A 22,430-nucleotide genomic window follows, 5' to 3' on the forward strand; every position below is an offset into this window, starting at 1 on the left:
GAAGTCACTTCGCGCCCTCCCCTGGCTTCTTGTCCTTGCCGACCTGGGTGTCCGACGGCGTCACGGGTTCGCGCTCGGCCGACGAGCCCGGCTCGCCGGTGATGGTCTCGCCCGGCCGGTCGGCCGTCTCGGGGGCACCGTCCGGCGCCCGCCAGTCGTTCTCGCGGGCGATCCGCAGGCCGGCAAGGGTCGGCGCGCCCGCGCCGACACCCTCGTCGGCGCGGCCGTCGTTGAACCCCGCAAGGACCCGGCTCATCTGCTTGAACGAGCACACCGACGCGGCACCGCGGGTGGGCACGACGTCCTCGCCGAGGCGCAGCCTGTCCGCGAGCGCCGTCGCCGACTCGGGCGTCTGGTTGTCGAAGAACTCCCAGTTGACCATCACGACCGGCGCGTAGTCGCAGGCCGCGTTGCACTCGACGCGTTCGAGCGTGATCGCGCCGTCGTCGGTGGTCTCGTCGTGGCCGACGCCGAGGTGCTCGCTCAGCTCGTCGAAGATGGCGTCGCCGCCCATCACCGCGCACAGCGTGTTGGTGCACACGCCCACGGTGTAGGTGCCGTTGGGGTGGCGCTTGTACTGGGTGTAGAAGGTCGCGACGGCAGAGACCTCGGCGGCCGTGATGCCGAGCATCTCGGCGCAGAACAGGATGCCGTCCCGGCTCACGTAGCCGTCGATCGACTGCACGAGGTGCAGCATCGGCAGCAGGCCCGAGCGGGGGTCCGGGTACCGCGCCATGATCGCCGTGGCGTCGGCGGTCAGCGTGGCCAGGGTCTCGGCGGAGTAGCGGGTCTTCGTCGTGGGCGTCTCTACCGGCTCTACGGTCATCGGTCCACACCTCCCAGCACGGGGTCCAGGGAGGCGACGGCGACGACGACGTCGGCCACCTGGCCGCCCTCGCACATCACGGACACGCCCTGGAGGTTGTTGAACGAGGGGTCGCGGAAGTGCGCGCGGTAGGGCCGGGTGCCGCCGTCGGACACGACGTGCACGCCGAGCTCACCGCGCGGGTGCTCCACGGTCTGCCAGGCCTGGCCGACGGGGACGCGGAAGCCCTCCGTGACCAGCTTGAAGTGGTGGATCAGGGCCTCCATGGAGGTGCCCATGATCTTCTTGATGTGCTCCAGCGAGTTGCCCTGGCCGTCGCCGCCGACGGCGAGCTGGGCGGGCCAGGCGATCTTCTTGTCGGCCACCATGACCGGCTCGCCCTCCGTGCGGTCGAGCCGCTCCAGCGCCTGCTCGACGATCTTGAGCGACTGGTAGCACTCCTCGACGCGGAGCACCACGCGGTCGTAGCAGTCGGCACCCTTCGCGGTCGGGACGTCGAAGTCGTACGTCTCGTAGCCGCAGTACGGGTTGTCCTTGCGGACGTCGTACGGCAGCCCGGTGGAGCGCAGCACGGGACCGGTGATCGCGAGCGCCATGCACCCGGTCAGGTTCAGGACGCCGACGTCGGTCAGGCGCGCCTTGAAGATCGGGTTGGCGAGCATGAGTTCGGTCAGCTGCTTGAGGTAGCCGCGCACCTTCACCAGCGCCTCGCGGGCCTGGGTGGTGAAGCCCTCCGGCGTGTCCACCGCGACCCCGCCGGGACGGATGTACGCGTGGTTCATGCGCAGGCCGGTGACCGCCTCGAACAGCCGCAGGATCTCCTCGCGGGCGGTGAACCCGACGGTCATCACGGTGGTGGCGCCCATCTCGTTGCCGCCGGTGCCGAGACAGACCAGGTGGGAGGAGATCCGGTTGAGCTCCATCATCAGGACCCGGATCACCGAGGCGCGCTCGGGCACGTCGTCCGTGATGCCGAGGAGCTTCTCCACCGCCAGGCAGTACGCGGCCTCCTGGAACAGGGGCGCCACGTAGTCCATGCGGGTGCAGAACGTGGTGCCCTGCGTCCACGTCCGGAACTCCATGTTCTTCTCGATGCCCGTGTGCAGGTAGCCGATGCCGGCGCGGGCCTCGGTGACGGTCTCGCCGTCGATCTCCAGCATCAGGCGCAGCACACCGTGCGTCGACGGGTGCTGCGGACCCATGTTGACGACGATCCGCTCCTCGCCGATCGCCTCGCGCGCGATGTCGTCCCAGTCGCCGTCGCCATAGGCCTCGAAGGCGCGGACCGTTGACGACATGTCATCGTTGCCCGCCGGCCGGGTGGCGTGCGGAGCAGCAGTGGGAGCGCTCATGAGTAGCTCCTCCTCGTGTCCGGCGGGGGCACGGTGGCCCCCTTGTACTCGACGGGGATGCCGCCGAGCGGGTAGTCCTTGCGCTGCGGGTGGCCCACCCAGTCGTCCGGCATCTCGATGCGGGTCAGGGCGGGGTGACCGTCGAAGACGATCCCGAAGAAGTCGAACGTCTCGCGCTCGTGCCAGTCGTTGGACGGGTACACGGACGTGGTCGACGGGATGTGCGGGTCGTCGTCCGGTGCGGCGACCTCGAGCCGCAGGCGGCGCGAGTGCGTGATCGAGGCCAGGTGGTAGACCGCGTGCAGCTCCCGGCCGGCGTCGTGCGGGTAGTGCACACCGCTCACGCCGAGCGACAGCTCGAACCGCAGGTCCTGGTCGTCACGCAGCGCCTGGCAGACGGCGACGACGTGCTCACGGGCCACGTTGATGGTCAGCTCCGCCTGCTGGGCGTCGGCGCTCGCGGCGCCGTGCAGGTCCACGACGACCTTCTCGATCGCCTGCTCCGGCGCCACGCCGGCGTCGGTCAGCACCTCGGTCAGGACGTCGACCACCTGGTCGAACCAGCTCCCGTACGGCCGGGCCGACGCCGCGGGCATCGCGACCGGCGTCACGAGGCCGCCGTAGCCGGACGTGTCGCCCGAGCCGTCCGCGCCGAACATGCCGCGCTTGACCTCGACGAGCTCGAGCGTGGCGGCGCCCTCCGGCGGCTGGACCGTCTCGGCCACCGCCTTCTGGTCGCCGCCGGGCGTGACGTCGCTCATCGCAGCAGACCCTTCATCTCGAAGGTCGGCGTGGCCTCCATGGCGGCCGCCTCGGCGGCCCGAGCGGCCTCGATGCGGTTCACGCCGAGCGGCGCCTTCTGGATCTGGTCGTGCAGCCCGAGGATCGCGTTGATCAGCATCTCCGGCCGCGGCGGGCAGCCGGGCAGGTAGATGTCGACGGGGACCACGTGGTCGACGCCCTGCACGATCGCGTAGTTGTTGAACATCCCGCCCGACGACGCGCACACGCCCATCGAGAGCACCCACTTGGGCTCGCTCATCTGGTCGTACACCTGGCGCACCACCGGGGCCATCTTCTGGCTCACGCGTCCCGCCACGATCATCAGGTCGGCCTGCCGCGGCGACGCACGGAAGACCTCCATGCCGAACCGCGAGAGGTCGAACCGCGACGCACCCGCCGCCATCATCTCGATGGCGCAGCAGGCCAGACCGAACGTGACCGGCCACAGCGAAGCCTTGCGCAGGTACCCGGCGAGATCCTCGATCGTCGTCAGCAGGAAACCTGACGGCGCTTCCTCGACACCCATGTCTCCTCCTTGCTGCCGGGACCCGCCCGGCGTCGCCGCACGACGCCGTCAGGCGCCGTGCATGAAGTCGTCTACTGCCTCAGACCCAGTCGAAACCCCCACGGCGCCACTCGTAGACGAACGGCACGGTGATCAGCGCCAGGAACGCCAGCATCGCCACCAGCCCGAACGTCGCGAGCGTCGTGAAGTCCACGGCCCACGGGTAGAGGAAGACGACCTCGATGTCGAAGACGATGAATGTCATCGCCACCAGGTAGTACTTGATCGGCAGCCGCCCGCCGCCCACGGCGTGCGGCGTCGGCTCGATGCCGCACTCGTACGAGTCGAGCTTGGCGCGGTTGTAACGCTTGGGACCGATGATCGCGCTCGCGGCGACACCACCGAGCGCCAGGACGGCGCCGATCGCCATGAGGATCAGGATCGGTACGTAGGGGTTCATGCTGTGCCCTTCGTGGACGACGTGCCCTTCGGATGCGTGATGCGCTGCGTGGGACCGCTCTGCGTGGGACTGCTCATGAGCGGGGGACCACCCTCGTCAGACCCGCGATGACGCGGTCGACCCAGTCGCCGCCCTGCGGTTCGTAGCAGTCGGACAGGAGCTTGAGCGTGAACTGCATGACCACCTTGCGGGGCAGCCCGTGGCGGACGCAGAGCCGCATGATCTCCGGGTGCTCGATGAGCCGCACGAACCATCGGCCCAGCGTGTAGTAGCCGCCGAGGTCGTCGCGCATGCGGTCCGCGTAGGTGCCGAGCGTGGCCTCGCGGGCCGTGTCGGTGCTCTTGTGGCGCGCCTGGCTGATCGCCTCGGCGGCGACCCGGCCGGCCTGCAGCCCGTAGGCGATGCCCTCGCCGTTGAACGGGCTCACCATGCCGGCGGAGTCGCCGGCGAGGAGCACGCCGTCCGCGTACAGGGGGCCGCGGTTGTAGCCCATGGGCAGCGCCGCGCCGCGGATCGGGCCTCGTTCGGGCTCGTGCACCAGGTCCCAGCCCTCCGGCGCGCTCTTCTCCAGCCAGGTCTCCATCAGACGCCGGTAGTCGATGCCCGCCTTCGACTGGCGCGCGGGCGTGGAGTGCACGCTGCCGAGGCCGACGTTCACCGTGCCGTCGCCGAGCGGGAAGATCCAGCCGTAGCCCGGCAGCAGGTCGCTCTTGCCCGGCTCGCCGTCCCACAGCTCGAGGTGCGACTCCATGAACGGGTCGTCATGGCGCGGGGTGCGGTAGTAGGCGCGGACGGCGGTCCCCATGGGCCGGTCGTCGCGGCGCTCCCGCCCGATCGCGAGCGAGAAGCGTGAGCTGACGCCGTCGGCGGCCACCACGACGGGGGCGCGCAGCTCCTTGACGGGGCCCTCCGCGCGGCCGCGGGCGTCGAGCGACTGGACGGTCACGCCGACCACGCGGCCGCCGTCGTCGTCCCGGAGCGGGCCGGTGACCTTGGTGCGCTGCAGGAGCTTGGCGCCACTGGCCTGGGCGTGCTGGGCCAGGGTGTGGTCCAGCGTCATCCGCGACTTGGCCATGCCGTAGCCCGGGTAGGTCGTGAGAGTGGGCCAGTCGAGCTCGTAGGAGCGGCCGCCGCCGTGGACGCGCAGGCCGCGGTTGCGGATCCAGCCGTCCTCCTCGCGGGTGGGGACGCCCATGCGGACCAGCTCGGCCACGGCACGCGGCGTCAGGCCGTCGCCGCAGATCTTGTCCCGCGGAAACTCGCCCTTTTCCAGGAGCAGGACGTCAAGACCCGCGGCTGCGCACCAGTGCGCGGTGGACGAGCCGGCCGGACCGGCGCCCACCACGATGACATCCGCGTCGTCGCGTCTTGCAGTTCGCACGTTCACCCCCGTTGGGAACCCGCAGCTGGTCGTTGCTGACCTCGCTGTGCGGGGTTCGACCGGGCTTCGTGACAAGCCCTTGTGAACCCTGTCACAACACCGACACCCTAGCCACACTTAGGGGGGATTGTGTAGGAAGGTTCCCCTTACTTTGCAGGCGGTGCCGAGGGTCGTGGGCCGACGACTCCCGCCGTGTGCGCGGCGATCGCGAGCTGCGTGCGGTTCTCCAGGTCGAGCTTGGTCAGGGCGCTCGAGATGTGCGCCTTCACCGAACCGTGCGAGAGGTACAGCCGACGGGCGATCTCGGCATTGCCGAGACCGTCCGCGACGGCACCCGCGACCTGCCGCTCGCGGTCGGTGAGAGCCGCGAGGCCGTCCTCCGCCGCCGCGCTCGTCCCTGAGCCACCCGGCCCCGTCCGGCCGGCTCCGGTGCCCCCTGGCGTGTCGGCCACGTGGTCGATCAACCGCCGCAGCACGGTGGGCGAGACGGTCGGCTCTCCGTCGGCCGCCGCACGGATCGCCCGGACGATGTCCGCCGGCGGTGTGTGCTTGAGCAGAAACCCCGACGCCCCCGCGCGCAGGGCGTCGAGGACCACGGGTTCCGTGTCGAACGTGGTCAGGACGATCACTTCGGGCTGCGGGACGTCCGGCGCCGCCCGCAGGGCACGCAGCGCGGCGACGCCGTCGAGCCGCGGCATGCGGAGGTCCAGCAGCACGACGTCGGGCTCCGCTTCCCGGACCACGTCGACCAGCCGGTCACCGTCGTCCGCGTCCCCGACCACGTCGATGCCTGGCGCTCCGGTGAGCATCAGACGCAGACCCTGCAGGACCAGCGGGTCGTCGTCCACCAGAACCAGACGGACCGGTGTCATGTCCGCTCCCTCGGCAGGTGAGCGGACAGGCGGAACTCCCCGTCGTGGACGCCGTACTCGAAGCTGCCGCCGTCCAGCCGCACCCGCTCGGCCAGGCCGATCAGCCCGGCACCCACGCCGGGAACCTCGCTGGCGGTCACTCCGACGGGCAGCGGGTTGGCCACCGCTACGCACACCTGCCCGTCCACCAGGCCCACGTCCACGGTCACGACGGCACCCACAGCGTGCTTGCGCGCATTCGTCAGCCCCTCCTGCACGGTCCGGTAGACCGTGCGCTGGACATTGTCGGGAAGGTCGGCGAGCGGCTCCAGCTCCAGCCGGGCGGTGACCCGCTGTCCGGCGCCCCGTGCCTCGTCCACCAGCCGGGAGACGTCCCGGAGCAGCGGCTGCGGAGGCTCGGGCGGGGATGTGGGCACCACCTCGGACGCAGGGCCGTTCGCCGCAGGGTCCCGCAGCACGACCAGTACCTGCCGCAGCTCCTCGACGGCCAGGTGCGCGTTCTGCCGGATCACGGCAGCGGCGGCGCGGACCTCGTCGAGCGTCGGCGGCGCGTCACCCGCCGTGCGGTACTCCAGCGCCCCGGCGTGCACGGAGAGCAACGAGACCCGGTGCGCCAGCACGTCGTGCATCTCACGGGCGATGCGCTCGCGCTCGGCCCGGCGCACGCCCTCGAGCCGGGACGCCGACTCCCGGCGCTCGCGCGCCGCGTCGGCACGCAGACCCTCCAGCACGAGACGCCGCGAGCGGGTGAGCAGCCCGAAGCTGAGCGCCAGCAGGTGCAGGAGCGAGATCACGATCAGCCACGACGTCCAGTCGACGCCCGGGACCGGGAACAGCGCGTGATACGGGATGGCGGCCGCGAGGTACGCGCCGACCAACGGCACCGACACCTTCGGACGCAGATGGGCCGCCATCCGGTAGATGACGACGACCACCGCGAACGCCGCACTCGCCGACAGCGCCGCGGGCACGAAAACCACCAGACCTACGGCCAAGGGGTGGCTGCGGCTCCACCAGAGCGCACAGCAGGTCGCGATGCCCATGGCGAAGTCCCAGGGCAGGAACCAGTCAGGTACCCCAGCGGTCCCGTCCCGCACCGGGTCCCAGTACGACGCCCAGATGAGCAGCGCGAAGGCGAACAGCAGGCAGTCGACGAGCCACTGGACCCGGCTCCGCCGGACGTGCAGCGGGCTCAGCCCGGCGAGCACGGACCGCCGTCCGCCCTCGACCGGGAGTGCCGCGCTGACCATGCGTCGAGGATAGTTACCCGCCGCCGGGCGCGGCCACGGATCGTGACAGGTCTGGCCGATCGGCCAGTCCTGCCGCACCGAGAACTGGCCGATCAGCCGATGCGCGCACCGCCATCGGGCAGCAGGCTGCAGACATGACCTCAGAACCCTCAGGCCTGGACAGCGCGCCACCGTCCGGCGCGGTTCCCGCACTCGAGCTGGACGGACTCCGACGTGAGTTCGCCGACAAGGTCGCTGTGGACAGCATCGACCTCCGGGTACCGCCCGGGTCGTTCTTCGGCCTCGTCGGCCCCAACGGCGCGGGCAAGACCACCGCCCTCTCGATGGCGGTCGGCCTGCTGCGACCGAGCGCCGGCCGGGCGCTCGTGCACGGCGTCGACGTATGGGCCGACCCGACCGAGGCCAAGCGTCTGCTCGGTGTGCTCCCCGACGGGCTCGCGCTGCCCGAGCGACTGACCGGTGGTGAGCTGCTCACGTACTGGGGGCGGTTCCGAAAGCTCCCCGCGCAGACGGTCGCGGACCGCACGGCCGAGCTGCTGCGCATCCTGGAGCTGGAGGAGGCGGAAGCGCTCGGCACGCTCGTGGGCGAGTACTCGACGGGCATGCGCAAGAAGATCGGCCTGGCGACCGCGCTGCTGCACTCGCCGCGCCTCCTGGTGCTGGACGAGCCGTACGAGGCGGTGGACCCGGTCTCCGCGCGGGTGCTCACCGCCATCCTGCGCCGGTTCACCGACTCCGGCGGCTCCGTCATCATCTCGAGCCACGTCATGAGCCTCGTCGAGCAGCTGTGCGACCGCGTGGCGATCATCGCCAGGGGCCAGGTCCTCGCCGACGGCACCCTGGACGAGGTGCGCGGCGCCGGCACCCTCGAGGACCGGTTCGTCGAGCTCGTCGGCACCACCGACCTCGCGAAGGAGGACCTGACGTGGATCGGGAGCTGATCTCGCTCAAGCTGACCACCCTGCGCCATACGGCGGTCGGCATGCGCCCGGCGGGCTGGGCGATCGGCGGCGCTCTCGTGGCAGCGACCTGGGCCGCCGCCGTGCTCGCCGGTGGGGACGGCGCCCGGCACACGATGCTCACGCTCGCCCTCCTGCTCTGGGGCGTCGGCGCGGCCATCGGCCCCGTGCTGATGAGCGGCGCCGGCACGCTGCGCCCGGCCTGGTTCGCACTGCTGCCGATCCCTCGCCGGGCGCTCGGCCGCGGGCTCCTCGTCAGCGTCTACGTGAGCATCGCCGCCGCGATCGTGCTCGCGGCACACCTCGCCGTCGGCGTGCACGCCGTCCTCCTGGACCCTGCGACGCTCGCCGTCGCCGTCCCCGGCGCCGTGCTGACCTGGGTGCTCGTGATCGCGCTGTCCCGGCTGGTCTACGGGCTGCTCGGTGCGGCGATGGGTTCACGCATCGGGATCGAGATCGCGGGGATCCAGTTCGGTCTGATGTTCGCGGCCATGTTCGCAGGCTGGATCCCGGTGAGCATCGCCGTCCAGCGCACGCCCGACCTGCTGGCTACCGGCATCACGGACAGCGCCGTGACGCGGGGTCTGGACATGAGTCCCACGTCGTGGTCGGTGCTCGCCGTCGAGCGTGCCGCGCGTGGCGACTGGGCCGGTGCCTTCGTCCTGCTCGGCGCCCTCGCGCTGTGCGGGGGTGCGGTCGTGGCGGCCACCGTCCCGCTCCTGGTTCCGTCCACCCGCCCACGCGACCAGCGACGGCGGGGCCGACGCCGGTCCGCCCGCCTGGTCGCCGGCGGCGGGTTCCTGCCCCGCACGCAGACGGGCGCCGTGATCGCCAAGGAGGTGCGTCAGTGGAGCCGCGACGGCTGGCGTCTGCTGGAGGTGCAGTCCGGTGTCTGGACGGGCATCCTCATCGGCGCTCTCGCGCTGACCAGCGATGAACTGCGGGGCATCGCGGCGTTCTCCGGCCTGATCGTCGCGTTCATGCTCGGCATCTCGGCCTGCACGATGTACGGCCAGGACGGCAGTGCGGTGTGGCTCGACGTCGTCGGGCAGGACGAGACATCGGTCCGGGCGGACGTACACGGTCGCCAGTGGGGCGCCGTGCTCACGTTCCTGCCCAAGGTGCTGGTCGTGACGGCGGCCTTCGTGGTGCTCAGCCAGGCCTGGTGGGCGGTACCCGTCCTGCTCGCGGCGACCCCCGCCCTGTTCGGGGCGGCCTCCGGCGCCGCCGTGGTCGTCGCCGCCGTGGGGGTGTCGCCCGGAGTCGACCCACGGCAGCGGGTCGGGCCCAACGACGCGGTAGGGAACATCACGTTCCACGTGTGGATAGTGATGTTGCTGATCGCGGTCGGCACCGCACCGACCGTCGGGATGATCGTCGCCTACGCGGCGGCGCCGTCCGCGTGGCTGGCGACGCTCATGGTCGCTGTCGGCCTGGGCAACGGCTTCGGCGCCGCGTGGCTGCTCGGCCGGACAGCGATCGGCTACCTGACCGATCGGCTGCCGGACCTGTTCAGCCGCATCCGGTACGGCCAGGTGTTCCGCGAGACCAGCACCTCTGGTGCGCTCGACTGGTTCGAGTCCGCCACGCTCAAGGGCGAGCAGGAGGCCAAGGCGCGCAAGCAGAAGGAGCGGGCGGACCGGGTCGCCCGCTCCGCGGCACGCTGACGAGCGACGGCGGGGGCCTCAGCCGGCCACCCGCCGTCGCCATCGGACCGTCACGCCGTCACGCCGGGCGGACCGCCCGGTGCAGCGCGACGATGCCGCCGGAGACGTTGCGGTAGGCCGCGTGCTCCCAGCCGGCCTCGAGCAGCAGGTGGGCCAGCTCGACCTGGGTGTGCCAGGTGCGGATGGACTCCGCCAGGTAGTCGTACGAGCCCTTCTCGCGGGTCACGAGGTTCGCCACCACCGGCAGCGCGCGCATCAGGTACTCCTGGTAGACCACCCGGAACGGCTTCCACGTGGGCGTGGAGAACTCGCAGATCACCACGCGGCCACCGGGCCGGACGACACGCAGCATCTCGCGCAGCGCCACGTCCGTGTCCGCCACGTTCCGCAGACCGAAGCTGATGGTCACCGCGTCGAAGGACGCGTCGGCGAACGGTAGTCGCATCGCGTCCCCCGCGACGAACGGCAGGTCCGGCCGGCGCTCCTTCCCGACCTGCAGCATGCCGATCGAGAAGTCGGACGGGACCACGAACGCGCCGTCGGCGGCAAAGGGTTCGCTGCTGGTCCCGGTGCCAGCGGCAAGGTCGAGCACCCGCTCGCCGGGCATCGCGGCGACCGCGTCGACCGTGAGACGGCGCCAGCGCCGGTCCTGGCCCAGGGAGATCAGGTCGTTCGTCAGGTCGTAGCGGGCGGCGATCCCGTCGAACATCGACGCGACCTCGGCCGGCTTCTTTTCCAGGCTTGCGCGGGACATGCCGCCATCGTTTCACGACCCCGGACGGCGCGGCGGCATCCCGGCCCGGCCGTCCGGCCACCCCGCCCTGTGTGACGTCTCCCACGGGATGTGGGGTCGATCCGTCCTCCGACCTATCCTGAGGAAGATGATCGTCTCGCCTGCCGGACGCACCCCCGGTGCACCCACCGGCTTCTCCGTGTCCGGCACCTGGGTCACCGATGCGCCGTCCCCGTCCGACGACCTGCCGCGGGGCGCCCCCGGCGGTCCCCAGCTCGTGGTCCGCACCGTCGCGGTCGACGACCTGCCCGATACGCCGACCGCGCTCGTCGACCGCCTCCCCGACACCAACGCGCTCGCCTGGGTGCGGCACGGCGACGGGCTCGTGGGCTGGGGCGAGGCGCTGCGGTTCGAGACGTTCGGCCCCGGCCGCTTCGCCGACGCCGACGACGCCTGGCGCCAGGTGCTCGACCGCGCCATCGTGCACGACGACGTGGCCCTGCCCGGGAGCGGGCTGGTCGCGTTCGGCAGCTTCGCGTTCGACGACGTCACCCCGGGCGACGAGTCCGAGGACCCCGCGCGGGCGAGCGGTGTGCTGATCGTGCCGCGCGTCGTCGTCGGCCGGAAGGGTGACCGGGCCTGGACGACCACCATCTCCCTCGTGGGCGACCGCTCAGCCCCCGTGGGTGAGGAGCTGCTGTCCGCCTACCCGCACCAGCCCGTCACCGATCCGGGCAAGGTGGTCCTGGCCGACGGCGCGGTGGGCGCGGCGGACTGGCCGGCCGTGGTCGCCGAGGGCGTGGCCCGGATCCAGACCGGTGAGCTGGAGAAGGTGGTGCTCGCGCGCGACGTCGTCGCGACGGCCGAGCACCCGGTCGACCCGCGCCACCTGCTCGGCCGGCTCGCGTCCGCGTACGACGCCTGCTGGGCGTTCAGCGTGGACGGCATGGTCGGTGCGACGCCGGAGCTCCTGGTCCGCAGCGAGAAGGGCCTGGTGGCGTCGCGCGTACTGGCGGGCACCATCAGCCGCGAGCACGGGCCCGGCTCGCCGGAGGTCCCCGCCGACGCCGACCTGCTGCACGCCGCCAAGCTCGCCCGTTCGTCGAAGGACCTGGAGGAGCACGAGTTCGCGGTGCGCTCCGTCGCGGCCGCGCTGGAACCGTTCTGCTCGTCGATGAACGTGCCGGAGGCGCCGTTCGTGCTGCACCTGCCGAACGTCATGCACCTGGCGACGGACGTGACGGGCGTGCTGACCGACCAGAGCCCGGCGTCGGGCCTACGGCCGTCGTCGCTCTCCCTGGCGGCCGCGCTGCACCCGAGCGCCGCCGTCTGCGGTACGCCGACCACTGCCGCGCGCAGCCTCATCCGGGAGATCGAGGGCCTGGACCGGGCCCGGTACGCCGGGCCGGTGGGCTGGGTGGGCGCCGACGGCGACGGCGAGTGGGGCATCGCCCTGCGGTCCGCCGAGATCTCGGCGACCGACCGGCACCACATCCGCCTGTTCGCGGGCTGCGGCATCGTCGCGGCGTCCGACCCGCAGGCGGAGCTGGCGGAGTCGGAAGCCAAGCTGGAACCGATGCGCTACGCGCTAGGCGCCCTGCCGAAGTAGGTCCGCGAGGTAGAGCGCCTGTCCGGGTCTTCCTGGTGTCACCAAGGGAGACCCGGACAGGCGCTCTACCTCGCGGACCTGCCTCAGGGGGTGCCGGCCGTCGGGCCCTCGCCGATCGGGTCGGTCTCGTCGCCCCACACCTGCTCGCGGAAGCCGTCCCACACCTGGACGTTCGAGGTCGCGCCGAGGAAACCCATCCGCGCGTCCGTGGCGGTCAGCAGGATCTCGATGAGCGAGGCGCCCTCGAGCACCTTGGTGGCCACCTCCAGGAGGTCCTGCCCGTCGGGCAGGTTCGCGTGGATCGACGACACGTACATGTGCGCGTCGCCCTCGAGCGAGACGAAGTTGGCCCGGGTGTCCGTGCCCGCCGTCGTGCCGTGGTCGTAGGCGTACGACTTGAGCCAGAAGCCGTCGACGACGACCTTGTCGGCCGAGATCTTGATGGCGTCCCGCCGCTCGCCTGCGCCCTTGACCGGCACGTTCGCCAGGCCGATGCCGTTGATGCCGGTGAGCGGGATGGTCAGGTCCCTGCTCTCCAGGTCGGCGGGGAGGGAGAAGACCGAACCGTCCTCCTTGGCCCCGCACTGCCCCGGCAGGTCGACGTTCAGGTCGTACCTGCCGCCGAAGCTCACCTTGACGCAGGTGCCGAGCTCCGTCCGCAGCGCCTCCTCGATGGTCTCCTGCGGGTCGATCTCGCCGCAGGGATCGGACGGCGCGCTGTCCCCCGCCTCGGGTGGCACCGCGCCGTCCTGCGTCGGCTCCTCGCACTCGGGCTTGTCGTCGCCCGCGCCGGTGTCGCCGTCGGCCGGGTCGCCCGACCCGGTGTCGCCGTCGCCCTGGCCGGTCCCGCCGCCCGTGACGTCGTCCACCGCGTCACCGACCGGGTCGTCGGTCCCGCCGTCGCCCGGCTCCGCGGTGCCCGGGTCGGTATCGCTCGGCGACGGGGTGGGCGTGGCCGACGGGTCCGCCGCGTCGTCGTCGCAGGCACCGAAGACCACGCACCAGAACGAGTCGTCCTGCGTGGTCTGGGCGTCCGACGTCGACGCGGGCATGCTCATGCCGCCGACCGCCATCGCGCCCGCCACCGCTACCGCTGCCGACTTCTGGGACAGGGCGCGCAGCGCCGTGCTGAGCGAGTCCGCGCGCGGGATGGCTTCCGTGTCCGGGGCGGGCTCGGCCGCCGGTCCGTCGCCCTCCGCCTTCGTGTCCCCGACCTTCGCGGCGGCCGTGGCGGCCGTGCCCGACGCAGGGGTGGGTGCGTCCTCCGCCGCGCCGTCCGCGTCCGGAGCGCCGTCCGCTGCGTCGTCCGCGGCGCGCGGCTCGGCGGTGTCTTCCGTGCCGTCGGCCTCCGTAGCTGCCTCGGCGTCCTCCTCCGGAGGCGCCCAGGACACGACGACGACGCCGCCGACCACCCCGAGCAGGAACCCCACGACCCAGCCGCCGAGGTTCACCCCGGCGATCGAGTAGACGGAGATCACCAGCGCGATCACGCCGTAGAAGATCCGGTGCACGGGCTGCGCGATCGACAGGATCCCCAGCAGTATCAGCGCGAGCGGGAGGATCGTCGCCTGGGAGCCCTCTACCCCGAACTGCAGCACGACGTTCATCCCGAGCTGGTCCAGCTTGATCGGGCCGGACAGAAGCATCTCGAGACCAGCGAGCGCTACCAGCACACCCCCGACGAACGGCCGCTGCTTGCGCCAGGGACGGAAGTCCCGGCGCCAGTCAGCAAGCTTCGTGCGAAGTCCGGGGCGGCCGGCGTCGGCCTGGCCGTCACCCGGACTCAGAAGCACTCGGTGCCGTCCGTGATCTTGAGGCTGAGGTCCGTCAGCTGGAAGACGGCGGCCTGCGTGCTCCACGACACCTGCTGGAGACCGTTGATGTCGATCGAGTCGGAGTCCATGGCGAAGTCGCCGGCGTCACCCTTCTTGGTCGTGTTGACGGTGGAGGCGTCGACGCCGATACGGATGTTCTTGAAGACCGCGGTACCCGACAGGTCGTTCATGCCGATCTGCAGGTCGGTCGCGAGGGCGGGCTTGTCCTTGGCGGTGCCCGCCGAGATGAGGAGGCCGACCTTGCCGAGCGGCGTGTCCTGCACGACCGACTGGCACAGGTTGTAGAGCTTCGCGTCCTTGATGTTCGCGATGGCTGCGGGGTGCTCCGTGCCGTCGGAGGCGGTCGCCACGCCCGCGTACTGCGAGAAGCCGGTGCCCACGAGCTGGTCGGCGCCGATCTTGAACTGGCTGCCGGAGATCGCGAACGAGACGGGCACCGCGCCCTGGGCAACCCCACCGAGCAGAAAGCTGGCGGCGATCGCGACCGGGATGACTGCCAGAGCCACGCGCCCCTTGCGCGACCCCGTGAGCTTGCTGAGCTTCATTGGTGTTCCCCTCGATGCCAATGTGAGGACGACTACGCCGTCGTCCCTTCGCGACGTTAGCGCGATTACTGACTAAGCGTCAATTGTCTGCTGAGAGCGCCGCAAAGCATGCCGGATATGCTCGAACCATGGCAACAGCCCGTCGCACCCGACTTCGTCCGGAGGAACGCCGCAACCAGCTCGTGGCACTGGGAGTGGCCACTCTTGCGGACCGTCCACTGGCCGACGTGACCGTCGAGGAGATCGCCGCCGAAGCCGGTGTCTCGACGGGTCTCGTCTACTACTACTTCGGCTCGAAGAACGGCCTGCACCACGAGATAGTGCGTCGCGCGCGCGACTCGATGCTGCACGCCTCCGAGCCCCTCGCGGAGCTTCCGCCGGCCGAGCGCCTGGTCAGCACGCTGACCCGGCTCGTAGCGTACGTACGGGAGCACGGCCCGACCTTCTACTCGCTGGTCCGTGGTGCGGCGAGCGGTGACGAAGAGGTTCGCGCGGTCATCGAGGACGCGCGGCGGGAGCAGACGGAGCGCGCCCTCGCCGTCCTCCTGGAGCTGGGAGTGCCCGAGTCCGAGCTGCTGCGCATCGCGGTCCGTTCCTGGGTGGCCCTCGCCGAGCAGGCGCTGGTCGACGGCGGCATCAACTCCGACCTCGGCGACGAGGAGCTCGTCGGCTACCTCGAGCGCAGCCTCGGCGGCGTGGTCGCCGCCGTCGTGCCCGGCGCCTCGGAGGCGCTGTTCGGGGTGCCGTCGGCACGCTGACGTCGTCGGCACCCCGGCCGGGGTGCACCCGGGGCGCTCCCGTCAGAGCGCCTTGACCATGAGCATGCAGGGGTTGTCGGCCCAGAGGTCGGGAAACTCCTCGACCGGGTGGAAACCGCAGGCGGTGTAGAAGGCGCGGGTCCGGTCGAAGTCCGGGTCGGACGCCGAAGGCCCGAACGTCTTCACGCTCAGCAGGCGCACACCCTGGGCCCTGAGGTCGTCCTCCACCCGCCGCATGAGGGTGCGCCCGATGCCCCCGCGGTGGTGCTTGCGCCGGACGGCGAGCAGGTGCACCTCCGCCGACGTCGGGTATCGCTGGTCGACGAGCAGCACGCCGAGCACGTCCTCGGACGGGATCTTGCCGCCGTCGGCCTCGATCGCGGGCGCCGGGGCTCCGGGAGGCGCGGCTTCGGGCGCGGCGACCGCCACATAGTTGGGGAACTTGGCCGCCGCCTCGACGTACTCGTGCGTGAACCGGTCGATGCCGAACCATTCCGGCAGCTCCCCGAGGATGTCGTGCGCGGCATCCGATCGGCCAAGCGTCCTGACCACGGTAAACGTCCCAGACACGCGGCCTAATTTAGACCGGACCAGCCGAGTTCACCCGCTGAACGCGAATACGCCGAAGTGGCACTCTGGCGAAGTAGAACTGGGGCGAAGTAGAACGCCGGCTCGCGTTCCACTTCGCCCCAGTTCTGCTTCGCCAGAGTTCTGTCTCGGCGGAGAGGTCAGCCCTGGTTGCCGAACCACTCCTGCATCCAGTCGGGGATGTTGTTCGGCGCGCTCTGGTCCGATCCGGAGCCCGAGTCCGGCGCCTGCTGGCCCTGCTGGCCCTGGTTCTGCTGACCCTGGTCCTGGGTCGCCGACTCCTCCTTGACCGCGAGCGTCACGGTGATCTCCTGGGTGTTGCCGTCGCGCACCACGGTCAGCACCGACTCGTCCCCGGCCACCTTCTCCCGGACGAACGCCGTGAGGGACGCCGAGCCGTTCACCGGGGCACCGTCGATCGCGACGATCACGTCGCCCTGCTGGATGCCTGCCTTGCCGGCCGGCGAGTCCGGCGTGACCTCGACGACGCCCGCGCCGCGCCGGGTGACGTCGTCGGCGGTGGCCGTGGCGTCCTGGAGCGAGACACCGAGGAAGGCGTGCTCGGCGGTGCCGTCGGCCTTGAGCTGGTCGCCGATCTGCGTCGCCTGGTTCGACGGGATCGCGAACCCGAGGCCGATCGATCCGGAGCCGCCCGACGACATCCCGCTCGACAGCGTGGCGATCGAGGACGTGATGCCGATGACCTCGCCCGACGCGTTGAAGAGCGGCCCGCCCGAGTTACCAGGGTTCACCGCGGCGTCGATCTGGATGGCGTTGGTGACCACCTGGTCCGACCCGTCCTCGGCGCTGGCCGTGACGGGGCGGTCCAGTGCGGACACGATGCCCGTCGTGGCGGTGTTCGCCAGACCCAGCGGGTTGCCGAGCGCCATCACGGGCTCCCCCACCACGACGTCCGACGAGTCCGCGAACTTGGCGGGCCTGAGGTCCGACGGCGGGTCGGTCAGCTGCACGACGGCGAGGTCGGTGGTCGGGTCGGTCCCGACGATGTCGGCCTCGTACACGCGGCCGTCGCTGAGCGTGACCTGCACGGTCTCCGCCCCGGCGACCACGTGGTTGTTGGTCAGGACATGGCCCTCGGAGTCCAGCACGACGCCGGATCCCTCCGCGCCACCGCCCTGGCTCTCCACCTGGATCGCGACCACCGACTCCTGCACAGCGGAGGTGACGGAGGTCCAGTCCGGGTTCTGGACCGTCGAGTTCTTCACCGGCACGTTCTGGCTGGTCGTCTGCCCCACGTCGGCCAGGGAGGCAGCGCCGCCAGAGCCGTCCGTGAGCGAGATGGCGCCCGCCGTACCCAGGCTGGCCAGCAGGGCAGCGGCCGCCGCTGCGCTGACCACGGGAACCCAGGCGCGGTTCTTCGTCGTCGTCCCGCCCGACGTCGTCACCGTTGCCGGGACCGCATAGGGGTTGACGTACCCGGAGGCCGGGCTCTGCGTGGGCGCCGGGCTCTGCGTGGGCACGGGGTGCGACGGCTGTGCGGGGTGCGAGGGCTGCGCGGCGTTCGAGGACTGCTCAGTCGCCGCGTTCTGGGCCGGTGCAGGCGCCGGTGCCGGTGCCGGCGCAGGTGCCGGTGCGGGCGCAGGCACCGGCGCGGCGGCCGGCAGCTGCTGAGTCGGCGGCGTCGCGGGCGGCAGCTGCTCTGTGGGCTGTGGCACGTGCGGCTGCTGGTCCGGCTGCGGAGTGGTGCTGTTCTCGTCGGTCATCGTGACCCTCCTTGAAGTCAGAACCAGTTGACACCCCGATCCTTGCTCCAGCCTTGGACGAGTCTGTGAGTTTGCTGCGAGTCCTCACTCCCGGACGGCGGCCACGATGCGGCGCGCCAGCTCGGTGGACTCCGTCTGGCGGTCCGCACGCGGCACCCGCACCTCGATCACCTGGATCCCGTGACTGGGCGCCTGCAGCGCGTGGCGCAGGGTCGGCACGTCCTTCACCAGCTGGTGGTCCACGCCGTACCCCGCGCACAGCTGCGCCAGGTTCGACCCGTGCGGCGTCCCGAAGACCCGCTCGAACGTGGCGTTCGCCGCGTTGCTGGTCGTGGCGAGCGCGCCGTGCTCCAGCGTCGCGAAGATCGAGCCGCCGTCGTCGTTCACCACCACTATCTCGAGGTCCACCGGGGTCTCGTCCGGTCCACGGAGCAGGCCGCCGACGTCGTGCAGGAACGTGAGATCGCCCAGGAGGGCTCGGGTCCGCAGACCACGGCGGGCGGCGGCGAGCGCGACGCCGACCGCCGTCGACACCGTGCCGTCGATACCCGCGAGCCCGCGGTTGGCAAGGACCGCCGGGCCGGGGCCGTCGAGGCCGAGCACCAGCTCCAGGTCCCGCACGGGGTTGGACGAGCCGACCACCAGGAGGTCGTCCGGCCCGAGCACGGCGGCGACCGCGCGGGCCACGGAGAGCGCGGTCGGTCCGCCGAGGACCGCCTCGTCGGAGGTCACGTCGTCGAGCACCTTGGAAGCCTGCGCCCCGGCGGCACGCCAGCGCTCCAGGAACGCGGACGGCGGCGGGGTGGACGTCTCGAACCAGGCGGGCGACACGCCCGGCAGCACCACGGCGGCGTTGCGGGCGGCGTCGGGCCATGGGCCGGCACCCGGCGCGACGACGGTGACGGTCACGTCGGGGCGGCCGAGGAGCCGCTGGATCGGCCGCGAGAGCGTCGGCCGGCCGAGGACCACCACCTGCTCGATGCTCCCGGCGAGATCCTCGGACCCGAGCAGCGCCCGGTAGGCCGCGACGGAGTTGGGCCCGCCGGTCGCGCCCGACGACGGCTCCGCGAACAGCGGCCAGCCCTGCACCTCCGCGAGCTGCCTGGCATCGGTGCCCGCGCCGTCACCCGCCACGACGACCGTGTGCGCCGGGTCGCCGGGCAGCGCGGGCGACGCGACGTGCTGCAGCATGGCGGGCACGACGAGCGGCGGGTCGGGCCTGGGGTAGCCCTCCTGCGCGGTGTCCGCGGGCAGCCCGGGCAGCGGGGCCGACGGCGTCAGCGGGTCCCGGAACGCCAGGTTGAGGTGCACGGGCCCGGGATGTCCCGACCGGAACCCGAGGGCCGCGCTGACCGCGCGCCCCGTGATGCTCCGCAGGTCGCGGAGCTCCTCCGCAGTCGCGACGCCCGGCTCGGCTTCCGGTTCCCCTGCCGCTCCCTGACCGCCCGACGGCGCCGGGACGTCCACGGCGAACCGCACCGCCGAACCGAAGATGCCCACCTGGTCGGTCGTCTGTGACGCCCCGGTACCGCGCAGCTCGTGCGGCCGGTCGGCGGTGAGCAGGATCAGCGGCAGCCCGGTGTGGCTCGCCTCCAGCACTGCCGGGTGCAGGTTCGCGACGGCGGTCCCCGACGTCGTGACCACGGCGACCGGCGCACCCTCCGCACCCTTCGACAGACCGAGCGCGAGGAATCCCGCCGCCCGCTCGTCGATCCGGACGTGCAGCGTGACGCGGCCGGCGTCGGCGGCCTCCGCCACCGCGTAGGCGAGGGGCGCGCTGCGCGAGCCTGGTGCGAGCACTACGTCAGCCACACCCCGGCTGACCAGGTCGGCAACCAGTGCGCGGGCGGCGGTGACGGCGGGCGGGATCGTCATGCGTCCTCCAGGATCCGGGTCAGTCGGTGGTACCGCGCGAGCCAGCGCTCGGCGGTCGGGTGGTCGGCCGCCGCGACCGCGAGCGCCTGCGGCGAGGGTTCGGGGCGGCGGACGGGGAGTGCGCCGTCGACCGGCAGCAGCGGCTCGGCGACGACGTCGTGCACCAGGAGCTGGGACGTCGCGAGCCCACAGGCGTAGGGCAGCTCGGGGAGGGCGGCGGCGAGGGCGACCCCGGCGGCGAGCCCCACCGAGCTCTCCAGCGCCGACGAGACGACCACCGGCAGTCCGACCTGTTCGGCGAGCTCCAGGCAGGCGCGGACGCCGCCGAGAGGCTGGACCTTGAGGACGACGATGTCGGCGGCCTCCTCGCGCACCACCCGCAGGGGGTCGGACGCGCGGCGGATGGACTCGTCGGCAGCGACGGGCACGTCCTGCTTGCGGCGCACGAGGGCCAGCTCCTCCACGGTGGCGCAGGGCTGTTCCACGTACTCGAGCCCGCCGGCCGCCCGGTCGATCTCGGCCAGGTGGGCGAGGGCATCGGAGGGGGTCCAGGCGGCGTTGGCGTCGACCCGGATGGCGCCGTCGGGCCCGAGGGCCTCCCGGACCGCCGCTACCCGTTCGACCTCGGCGGACACGGGTTCGAGCGTCCCGTCGGGCCCGCGCTGGGCGACCTTGACCTTGGCGGTGCGGCAGCCGCCGGACGCGAGGACGATCTCCCGGGCCCGTTCCGGCCCGACGGCGGGGACCGTCACGTTGACCGGCACGCTCTGCCGGACGGGTTCGGGCCAGCCGACGAAGGCCGCCTCGTGCGCGGCGCGCAGCCAGGTCGCGGACTCCGCGTCGTCGTAGTCCCAGAACGGCGACAGCTCGCCCCAGCCGGCAGGCCCGCGCAGGAGGATGCCGTCGCGTACGTCGATCCCGCGGAAGCGGGTCCGGAGGGGCGTGGACCAGACGACGGGCTCACCGATCAGCAGCACAGGGCCCAGGCTAACGACCTGCGTGCCTACTTCGTCTCGTCCGGGTGTGGCGAAATGCCGTGTTGCCCGGCTCCGCGGTCGTCGATACTCCAGGTGTGGCCCCCATGAACGATGACAGTGTTCGACGCGGCCCGGCGCCCCGGCCCTCCCTGACCGGTCTGGTCGGACGTGGCCTCGGCGGGGTTCCGCCGACGGCCCTGGTCCTGCTCGGCATCGTCAGCGTCCAGCTCGGCTCTGCGCTGGCGAAGCAGCTGTTCAGCGAGGTGGGCAGCTTCGGGACGGTGGCACTGCGATTGTTCTTCGCCGCGGTGATCCTGATGCTCCTGTGGCGACCCTCCCCGCGCATGAGTCGTCGCGCATGGATGGTGGTGGTCGCCTACGGCCTCACCCTCGGCCTGATGAACCTGTGCTTCTACCTGGCGCTGGACCGGCTCCCGCTGGGAATCGCGGTCACCATCGAGTTCCTCGGGCCGCTGACGGTGGCCCTCATCGGGTCGAGGCGCTGGCTGGACGCGCTCTGGGCGGCGCTCGCGGCAGCCGGCGTCGTCCTGCTCATGGGCGGAGGCGGCGAGGTCAACCTCATCGGCGTGTTGTTCGCCCTCGCCGCGGGGGCGTGCTGGGGCCTGTACATCGTGGTCAGCGCGGCGCTGGGCCGCCACACCACCGAAGGCAACGGCCTGGCTCTTGGCATGATCGTCGCGGCGCTGGTGGCGGTGCCCATCGGCGTGGTCGACAGCGGAGCGGCGCTCGTCCAGCCGTGGGTCCTGGCCGCAGGGCTCGGCCTGGCGCTGTTGTCGTCGGTGGTCCCGTACTCGCTGGACCTGGAGGCGCTGCGCACGATGCCGCCGCGCGTCTTCGGCATCCTGATGAGCCTCGAACCAGCCATGGCGGCCCTCATCGGCCTCGTCGTGCTCCAGGAGCTGCTGCACTGGTCGCAATGGATCGCGGTGCTGTGCGTGGTCATCGCCTCGGTGGGCGCCACACGCGGCTCGCGCCCCGAGATCCGGCCGGAGGACCTCGCAGCTACCCAGGACCTGGACCGCCGGGACTGAAGACCTGGATCGCTACGCGGTCCCGTCCACAGGCGCGTCGTCACGGTGCGCGCCGTAGTAGTCCGACTGGCGGCGCATCAGCTCGCGCATCGAGACGTCTCTGTCGATCCCGTACACGGTGCCGGGGAAGTCGAGCTCGCGCTGGATCGCCCAGATCTCGTCGTGCTTCTCCGGCGGCAGGATGGTTGCCGGGTCGCCCACCGCGACCCAGCCGATCGGTACCACCGCGCCAGGGGCCACCACCGTGTTGACCTGCACCACGCCGTGGATACGCACCTCGGCGCCCGCACCGATGACGCTGCCAGGGAACACCGCGGCGCCGGTCGCGATGAACGCCTCGTCCTCGACGGTGCTGCCGTTGACGTGGGCGTGCGGGCCGATCATCACCGCTGACCCGATCTCTGCCGGATGCCCCTTGCGCCCGCGCACGAGCGCGTTCTCCATGACCACGGTGTCCGCGCCGATGAGCACGGCGCCGTCCTCGGCGGTGAGCACCGCGCCGTGCAGGATCCTCGCGCCGGCAGCGATGCGGACGTCGCCGACGAGGGTCGCGGACGGGGCGACGTAGGCCGACGGGTCGATGGAGGGTTCGAGGCCGCGATGGCGGATGAGCATGTGAGGGTCCTCTCGTCGCGGCCACGATAGAGGCTGCCGCGCCCTGCGCGGCCCCGAACTAGGC

The 22,430-nt window shown here is 71.9% G+C and carries 21 protein-coding genes; 5 read left to right on the top strand and 16 right to left on the bottom strand.

What is annotated here, in order from left to right; genetic code table 11:
- Nucleotides 1-4: 4 nt before the first annotated feature.
- The 8 genes from nuoE to AB0I32_RS14435 form a co-directional block, all read right to left on the bottom strand.
- On the bottom strand, nt 5-826 hold the full coding sequence (nuoE, locus tag AB0I32_RS14400; RefSeq protein ID WP_357507024.1) for an NADH-quinone oxidoreductase subunit NuoE: 822 nt from the start codon (nt 824-826) through the stop codon (nt 5-7).
- Nucleotides 823-2,178: an NADH-quinone oxidoreductase subunit D gene (locus AB0I32_RS14405; protein ID WP_357507026.1), complete on the bottom strand. Its 1,356-nt coding sequence runs from the start codon at nt 2,176-2,178 to the stop codon at nt 823-825. Before AB0I32_RS14405 ends, nuoE begins: the two co-directional genes overlap by 4 nt.
- Nucleotides 2,175-2,939 carry an NADH-quinone oxidoreductase subunit C gene (locus tag AB0I32_RS14410; protein ID WP_357507027.1) on the bottom strand — a complete coding sequence of 255 codons (765 nt, stop codon included), beginning with the start codon at nt 2,937-2,939 and terminating at the stop codon, nt 2,175-2,177. Before AB0I32_RS14410 ends, AB0I32_RS14405 begins: the two co-directional genes overlap by 4 nt.
- The gene (locus AB0I32_RS14415) at nt 2,936-3,487 is read right to left on the bottom strand and encodes an NADH-quinone oxidoreductase subunit B family protein (RefSeq protein WP_357507029.1); all 552 of its coding nucleotides are present in this window, start codon (nt 3,485-3,487) and stop codon (nt 2,936-2,938) included. The genes AB0I32_RS14410 and AB0I32_RS14415 overlap by 4 nt, the downstream gene beginning before the upstream one ends.
- Nucleotides 3,488-3,566: 79 nt before the next feature.
- Entirely contained in the window at nt 3,567-3,926 is a 360-nt protein-coding gene (locus tag AB0I32_RS14420; protein WP_020016036.1) for an NADH-quinone oxidoreductase subunit A, read from the bottom strand.
- 73 nt (nt 3,927-3,999) lie between these two features.
- On the bottom strand, nt 4,000-5,307 hold the full coding sequence (locus tag AB0I32_RS14425; protein ID WP_357507031.1) for a geranylgeranyl reductase family protein: 1,308 nt from the start codon (nt 5,305-5,307) through the stop codon (nt 4,000-4,002).
- A 146-nt stretch (nt 5,308-5,453) separates the two neighbouring features.
- Nucleotides 5,454-6,179 (bottom strand): response regulator transcription factor, encoded by a 726-nt coding sequence (locus AB0I32_RS14430; protein WP_357507033.1) that lies wholly within the window; start codon nt 6,177-6,179, stop codon nt 5,454-5,456.
- Complete coding sequence (locus AB0I32_RS14435; protein WP_357507035.1) at nt 6,176-7,429, bottom strand: histidine kinase; 1,254 nt, start codon at nt 7,427-7,429, stop codon at nt 6,176-6,178. The genes AB0I32_RS14430 and AB0I32_RS14435 overlap by 4 nt, the downstream gene beginning before the upstream one ends.
- Nucleotides 7,430-7,563: 134 nt before the next feature.
- On the opposite strand from AB0I32_RS14435, the gene AB0I32_RS14440 reads away from it, so the two are divergent.
- Both AB0I32_RS14440 and AB0I32_RS14445 read left to right on the top strand, forming a co-directional pair.
- Nucleotides 7,564-8,370: an ABC transporter ATP-binding protein gene (locus tag AB0I32_RS14440; protein WP_357507037.1), complete on the top strand. Its 807-nt coding sequence runs from the start codon at nt 7,564-7,566 to the stop codon at nt 8,368-8,370.
- On the top strand, nt 8,355-10,055 hold the full coding sequence (locus AB0I32_RS14445) for a hypothetical protein (RefSeq protein ID WP_357507039.1): 1,701 nt from the start codon (nt 8,355-8,357) through the stop codon (nt 10,053-10,055). Before AB0I32_RS14440 ends, AB0I32_RS14445 begins: the two co-directional genes overlap by 16 nt.
- 58 nt (nt 10,056-10,113) lie before the next feature.
- Here the strand turns inward: AB0I32_RS14445 and AB0I32_RS14450 are convergent, their stop codons facing one another.
- On the bottom strand, nt 10,114-10,809 hold the full coding sequence (locus tag AB0I32_RS14450) for a demethylmenaquinone methyltransferase (RefSeq protein ID WP_357507041.1): 696 nt from the start codon (nt 10,807-10,809) through the stop codon (nt 10,114-10,116).
- Nucleotides 10,810-10,936: 127 nt separating this feature from the next.
- Here AB0I32_RS14450 and AB0I32_RS14455 point away from each other — a divergent pair, with 127 nt between their 5' ends.
- Nucleotides 10,937-12,397, top strand: a complete 1,461-nt coding sequence (locus AB0I32_RS14455) for an isochorismate synthase (protein WP_357507043.1) — start codon at nt 10,937-10,939, stop codon at nt 12,395-12,397.
- Nucleotides 12,398-12,480: 83 nt separating this feature from the next.
- Here AB0I32_RS14455 and AB0I32_RS14460 read toward each other — a convergent pair whose 3' ends face one another.
- The gene (locus AB0I32_RS14460; protein WP_357507045.1) at nt 12,481-14,190 is read right to left on the bottom strand and encodes a DUF6114 domain-containing protein; all 1,710 of its coding nucleotides are present in this window, start codon (nt 14,188-14,190) and stop codon (nt 12,481-12,483) included.
- Nucleotides 14,181-14,777, bottom strand: coding sequence for a DUF6230 family protein (locus AB0I32_RS14465; protein ID WP_357507047.1), 597 nt, complete (start codon nt 14,775-14,777; stop codon nt 14,181-14,183). The genes AB0I32_RS14460 and AB0I32_RS14465 overlap by 10 nt, the downstream gene beginning before the upstream one ends.
- A gap of 128 nt (nt 14,778-14,905) precedes the next feature.
- Between AB0I32_RS14465 and AB0I32_RS14470 the strand changes: the two genes are divergently transcribed.
- A complete protein-coding gene (locus AB0I32_RS14470) occupies nt 14,906-15,535 on the top strand; it encodes a TetR/AcrR family transcriptional regulator (protein ID WP_357507049.1) in 630 nt (209 codons plus the stop codon).
- A 42-nt stretch (nt 15,536-15,577) separates the two neighbouring features.
- Here AB0I32_RS14470 and AB0I32_RS14475 read toward each other — a convergent pair whose 3' ends face one another.
- The 4 genes from AB0I32_RS14475 to AB0I32_RS14490 all read right to left on the bottom strand — a co-directional run bounded on the left by AB0I32_RS14475 (nt 15,578) and on the right by AB0I32_RS14490 (nt 20,699).
- Entirely contained in the window at nt 15,578-16,105 is a 528-nt protein-coding gene (locus tag AB0I32_RS14475; RefSeq protein ID WP_357507051.1) for a GNAT family N-acetyltransferase, read from the bottom strand.
- Between the two features lie 158 nt (nt 16,106-16,263).
- Nucleotides 16,264-17,847, bottom strand: a complete 1,584-nt coding sequence (locus AB0I32_RS14480; RefSeq protein ID WP_357507053.1) for a trypsin-like peptidase domain-containing protein — start codon at nt 17,845-17,847, stop codon at nt 16,264-16,266.
- Between the two features lie 84 nt (nt 17,848-17,931).
- Complete coding sequence (gene menD, locus AB0I32_RS14485) at nt 17,932-19,722, bottom strand: 2-succinyl-5-enolpyruvyl-6-hydroxy-3-cyclohexene-1-carboxylic-acid synthase (protein WP_357507055.1); 1,791 nt, start codon at nt 19,720-19,722, stop codon at nt 17,932-17,934.
- Nucleotides 19,719-20,699, bottom strand: a complete 981-nt coding sequence (locus AB0I32_RS14490; protein WP_357507057.1) for an o-succinylbenzoate synthase — start codon at nt 20,697-20,699, stop codon at nt 19,719-19,721. The genes menD and AB0I32_RS14490 overlap by 4 nt, the downstream gene beginning before the upstream one ends.
- Nucleotides 20,700-20,803: 104 nt before the next feature.
- Here AB0I32_RS14490 and AB0I32_RS14495 point away from each other — a divergent pair, with 104 nt between their 5' ends.
- On the top strand, nt 20,804-21,751 hold the full coding sequence (locus AB0I32_RS14495; protein WP_357507058.1) for an EamA family transporter: 948 nt from the start codon (nt 20,804-20,806) through the stop codon (nt 21,749-21,751).
- Nucleotides 21,752-21,763: 12 nt separating this feature from the next.
- On the opposite strand, the gene AB0I32_RS14500 is transcribed toward AB0I32_RS14495, so the two are convergent.
- Nucleotides 21,764-22,366 carry a gamma carbonic anhydrase family protein gene (locus tag AB0I32_RS14500; RefSeq protein ID WP_357507060.1) on the bottom strand — a complete coding sequence of 201 codons (603 nt, stop codon included), beginning with the start codon at nt 22,364-22,366 and terminating at the stop codon, nt 21,764-21,766.
- Nucleotides 22,367-22,430: the final 64 nt, after the last annotated feature.

This window comes from Promicromonospora sp. NPDC050249 (assembly GCF_040656015.1).
Classification (GTDB): Bacteria; Actinomycetota; Actinomycetes; order Actinomycetales; family Cellulomonadaceae; genus Promicromonospora.